Annotated in this window: 5 protein-coding genes; 3 read left to right on the plus strand and 2 right to left on the minus strand. The window is 73.0% G+C overall.

Annotated elements, in window-relative coordinates:
* The coding region (locus tag EIO58_RS13810) for an AAA family ATPase (protein ID WP_164861710.1) at positions 1–738 on the minus strand (738 nt) is incomplete at its 3' end.
* A complete protein-coding gene (locus EIO58_RS13815; RefSeq protein ID WP_127820021.1) occupies positions 735–1,883 on the minus strand; it encodes an exonuclease SbcCD subunit D in 1,149 nt (382 codons plus the stop codon). The genes EIO58_RS13810 and EIO58_RS13815, both read right to left, overlap by 4 nt.
* Before the next feature lie 85 nt (positions 1,884–1,968).
* Between EIO58_RS13815 and EIO58_RS13820 the strand changes: the two genes are divergently transcribed.
* The 3 genes from EIO58_RS13820 to EIO58_RS13830 all read left to right on the plus strand — a co-directional run bounded on the left by EIO58_RS13820 (position 1,969) and on the right by EIO58_RS13830 (position 3,799).
* Positions 1,969–2,442 (plus strand): 8-oxo-dGTP diphosphatase, encoded by a 474-nt coding sequence (locus tag EIO58_RS13820; protein WP_164861711.1) that lies wholly within the window; start codon positions 1,969–1,971, stop codon positions 2,440–2,442.
* A 66-nt stretch (positions 2,443–2,508) separates the two neighbouring features.
* Entirely contained in the window at positions 2,509–3,066 is a 558-nt protein-coding gene (locus EIO58_RS13825; protein ID WP_127820023.1) for a hypothetical protein, read from the plus strand.
* Between the two features lies 1 nt (position 3,067).
* Positions 3,068–3,799, plus strand: coding sequence for an alpha/beta fold hydrolase (locus EIO58_RS13830; RefSeq protein ID WP_127820024.1), 732 nt, complete (start codon positions 3,068–3,070; stop codon positions 3,797–3,799).
* Positions 3,800–4,036 lie beyond the last annotated feature (237 nt).

Consider the following 4,036-nt stretch of genomic DNA (forward strand, 5'->3'; position numbering starts at 1 on the left):
GGGCCGAACGGCGTCCGCGTCGGCGCCGTCGAGGGGGGCGTCACCGGCGGTGGCGTCGTCGGGCTCAAGTGCGGGAAGCAGGCGCTCCGCCTGCTCGAGCAGCGTGCGGGCACGCTCGCCGAGCGCGTCGACCTCGCGCTGCGCGAGCTTGCTGCGGTCGCCGAGCTCGCGGGCGTACTCCTCGTAGCGCCGCGTGCCGAACAGCGCGCGCAGCAGCGACTGGCGCTCGGTGCCCGACGCGAGGAGGAAGCGCGAGAACTTGTTCTGCGCGAGCAGGATCACCTGCTGGAACTGCTGCGCGTTCAGGCCCAGCACTTCGTCGAGGAGCAGCCCGACGTCGCGCGGGCGTGCCGCGCGACCGATCCAGGCGCCGTCGACGAGCTCTTCGAGCTCGGCGCGCGTCGGCTCGGTGGTGAGGCCTCCGCCGCGCCGCGCAGGGCGCTGATACTCAGGAGCGCGCGTCACTCGCCAGCGGCGCTCGCCGACCGTGAACTCCAGACGCACCTCGGTGGGCTCGTCGGGCTCGCAGTAGTCGCTGCGCAGCCGCTTCTCACCCGAGTCGTAGCGCGGGACCGAGCCGTACAGCGCGAAGCACACGCCGTCGAGGATGCTCGACTTTCCGGCGCCGGTGCGCCCGGCGATGAGGAAGATCCCGTCGCGCTCGAACGCCTCGAAGTCGACGCTCTGACGCTCGCGGAAGGGACCGAACCCGGTCAGCTCGAGCCGATGCAGCCTCACGCCGTCGCCTCCACCCGCGACCGCTCGTCGAGCAGCTCGGCGATCAGCTCGGCCTCGCGGGCGCTGGCGCCCTCGCCCTCGCGCACATGCGAGAGGAAGGAGTCGACGAGCTCGGCCTCGCTGCGGGCCGACCGCACGCGCTGCGCGTACGTGCGGGCATCTGCGCTCGGCACGGCGACGGGCGCGTGAGAGACCTGCGCGCAGTGCGGGAAACGCGCGAGCAGACGCCGCATCGGATCGCGCTGCGGCAGCGCATCGGTGTACTCCGCCCGGATCCAGTGCCCCTCGAACTCGGCGAAGCGCTCGTCATGCAGGAGCTCGTCGAGCGGCCCGGTGAGCGTGGAGAGCGCGCGGGGCACCGGCAGCGGCAGCCACTCGACCGGACCTAGCCCGCGTGCATCAAGCTCGACGAGCCACGAGCCGCGCGGCTTGCCGCCCTCGCCGAAGCTGTAGTGCAGCGGCGCCCCGGCGTACCGAACGCGCGGCGACAGCTGCTGACGGCCGTGGATGTGCCCGAGCGCCGTGTAGTCCACGCCGTCGAACGTCGACAGCGGAACGACGTCGAGTCCTCCCTGCTGGATGTCGCGCTCGAGATGCGGAGTGGGCTCGACGCCCGCGGCGAAGCAGTGCGCGATCGCGACCGACCGCCCGCCGCGCGAGCCGAGGTCGTCGCGCACGAGGTCCATGGCGTGCGCGAGCACGTCCGCCTGGCAGCGGACGCCGGGCCACTCGCTGCGCAGCAGCACCGGCTCGAGGAACGGGATGCCGTAGAAGTGGACGGGGCCGTGCTGGTCGGAGACGGTCACGGGCGTGCCGACGGCCGAGGCATCGGTGACAACGTGCACGCCGTCGCGCAGCAGCCTCGCCTGGAAGCCGAGCCGCGCCGCCGAATCGTGGTTGCCGCTCGTGACGATCACCGTCGCCCCGGCGTCCGCCACCGCGCGCAGCACGTCCGACAGGAGCGTGTAGGCGGCCGCCGCCGGCGTCGCGGAGTCGAACACGTCGCCCGCGACGATGACGACGTCGACGCCGTGCTCCCGCACCTGAGCCACCAGGGTCTCGAGCACGCCGCGGAGCGGGTCGAGCGTGGCGTGGCCGTGGAACGACCGCCCGATGTGCCAGTCCGAGGTGTGCAGGATCCGCATGCTCACACGCTACGTTCGTCCCCCGACATCGCCGCCTAGACAGGCCGGGCGAGCCCGAGCCCGCGCACCGGCGTACCCTCGTGCCATGCCCTTGCCCGAGGTCTGCGTCGTCTATCTGCTCCGGCGCGGACCGCACGGCCTCGAGGTGCTCCTGGGCGACAAGCGCACCGGCCTTGGCCGCGGCAAGGTCGTCGGCATCGGCGGCAAGCTCGATTCGGGCGAGGCGCCGCGCCAGGCCGCGGTCCGCGAAGTCGCGGAAGAGATCGGCGTGCGGGTCGAGGCATCCGACCTGCACGAAGCCGGTGCGGTCGACTATCACTTCCCGACGAAGCCCGAGTGGTCGCAGCGCTCGACCGTGTTCGTATGCCGCAGATGGCACGGCGAGCCGGTCGAGACCCCTGAGATCACGCCGCGCTGGTACACGCTCGACGCCGTGCCCTACCCGCGCATGTGGGACGACGCGTCGCGCTGGCTGCCGGGCGTGCTGCGCGGGGGCACCGTCGACGCACGCTTCACGTTCGGCGCGGACCTCGCGACCGTGGTGCTCGGCGCGCAGTAGCGCATCACACGGATGCCGCGCGCGGCGTGTCTGCCGCGCTGCGGCGCGCCGGACGTATTGTGGAATATGGCGCACAACCCCGAACCCGCACCGCGATCCACCGTCGTGGCGCTCGTCGGCGCCGAGAGCGACGAGCTGCTCACGGGCCTCGCCGACGTCCCGGCGCTCGTCGCGCTCTCGCTGCGTAAGGCCGAGCCGGCGGTCGCCGCCCACCTCGTGGCCTCGGTCTCGATGCCCTATGTCGTCCATGACGCGGATCCGCTCGAGCATGTGGCGGCGGCCTGGGTCGAGCTGTTCGAGGATCGGGCGACCCTGGGATCGCTCGAGGTGGAGGTCGAGACCCTTCTGGACCAGTTCGCCGCCGGCGAGGCCGTCATGCCCGACTACTACGTGGTCGCCGGCCCTGAGGCGATCGAGGGGACCTGGCGGCACTGGTGGCTGGGAGCCCTCGCCCACCACGCGCCGTCGCGCGTGCTGCCGGTCGAGGCATCCGGTGCCGCCCTTCGCACCCGCCTGCGGACGCTCCCCGCCTCGCGGCCGTGGCCGGAGCCGGCGACCTGGCTGCCGCGCGTGCAGTTCGACATCCCCGATCGCGTCGGGCTGCGCGACGAGCCGGGCGCGTGAGATGGCGAGCCCGGAGCGATTCACCCACGCCGGAGCGACGCTCGTCGCGGAGCGACGCGGGAACGGACCGCCGGTGTACGTGCTGGTCCACGGCATCGGCATGGGGCGTACCGTGTTCGCTGATCTCGCGAAGCACCTCGGCGACGGCGAGACCATCGCGCTCGACCTGCCGGGCTACGGCGAAGCGCCCGAGCCGCCGCGAGTGCTGACGATCGAGCGCAACGCCGACCTCGTGGCGGCCTACCTGCGGGCGCGCGTGACCACGCCTGCGGTGATCGTGGGGCACTCGATGGGCGCGCAGGTGGCGCTCGAAGTCGCCGCCCGTCACCCCGGCACCGTCCAGGGCATCGTGCTGGTGGGCCCCACCGTCGAGCCGTCGGCCCGCACTGCGCCGCGGCAGCTGTGGCGGCTGCTGCGCGACATCGCCGTCGAGCACCCGCGGGTCATCGCACTCGGCACGCGCGAGTACCTCCGGGCGGGACCTCGTCTCCGCACGAAGTTCCGGGCGATGCTCGTCCACCGGCCCGAGGACGTGTTCGCGCGCGTCGACGTGCCGGCGCTCGTGCTGCGCGGCGAGCACGACATCGTCGCTCCGCAGGCGTGGTGCCGGCGGGTGGCCGAGGGGCTGCCACGGGGGCGGCTCGAAGAGGTCGAGGGGCACGGCCACGAGACGATGATCCGGGATGCCGCGCGCGCGGCGGGCCTGATCCGCGGGTTCGCACGGACGACCTGAGCGGCGGCTCGCGACTGCCGCGATGGGGCGGATTCCTGCCATCCCGGTGGACGGCGGCAATGTCGGGACCCCCGCGTAGGTTGCTTGTGTCGGAACCAACGGAGGAAACAATGCTCTCGCTCGTCACCGCCGCCGAACACCAGTATCGTCACGACGTCTGGACCCGCGATCGCGAGATCGCCGTCCTGGCCTCGATCCGCGAGCGCCGAGCGGCCGCGTCCGTCGCCGCGCCTGCCG

The organism is Microbacterium sp. CPCC 204701, assembly GCF_004010105.1.
In the GTDB taxonomy this organism is placed as follows: domain Bacteria; phylum Actinomycetota; class Actinomycetes; order Actinomycetales; family Microbacteriaceae; genus Microbacterium.

Bases quoted from the DNA above. Each gene is read 5' to 3' on its own strand.
- EIO58_RS13830 (WP_127820024.1), top strand. From the start codon at position 3,068: ATGGCGAGCCCGGAGCGATTCACCCACGCCGGAGCGACGCTCGTCGCG.
- EIO58_RS13820 (WP_164861711.1), top strand. From the start codon at position 1,969: ATGCCCTTGCCCGAGGTCTGCGTCGTCTATCTGCTCCGGCGCGGACCG.
- EIO58_RS13825 (WP_127820023.1), top strand. From the start codon at position 2,509: ATGGCGCACAACCCCGAACCCGCACCGCGATCCACCGTCGTGGCGCTC.
- EIO58_RS13815 (WP_127820021.1), bottom strand. From the start codon at position 1,883: ATGCGGATCCTGCACACCTCGGACTGGCACATCGGGCGGTCGTTCCAC.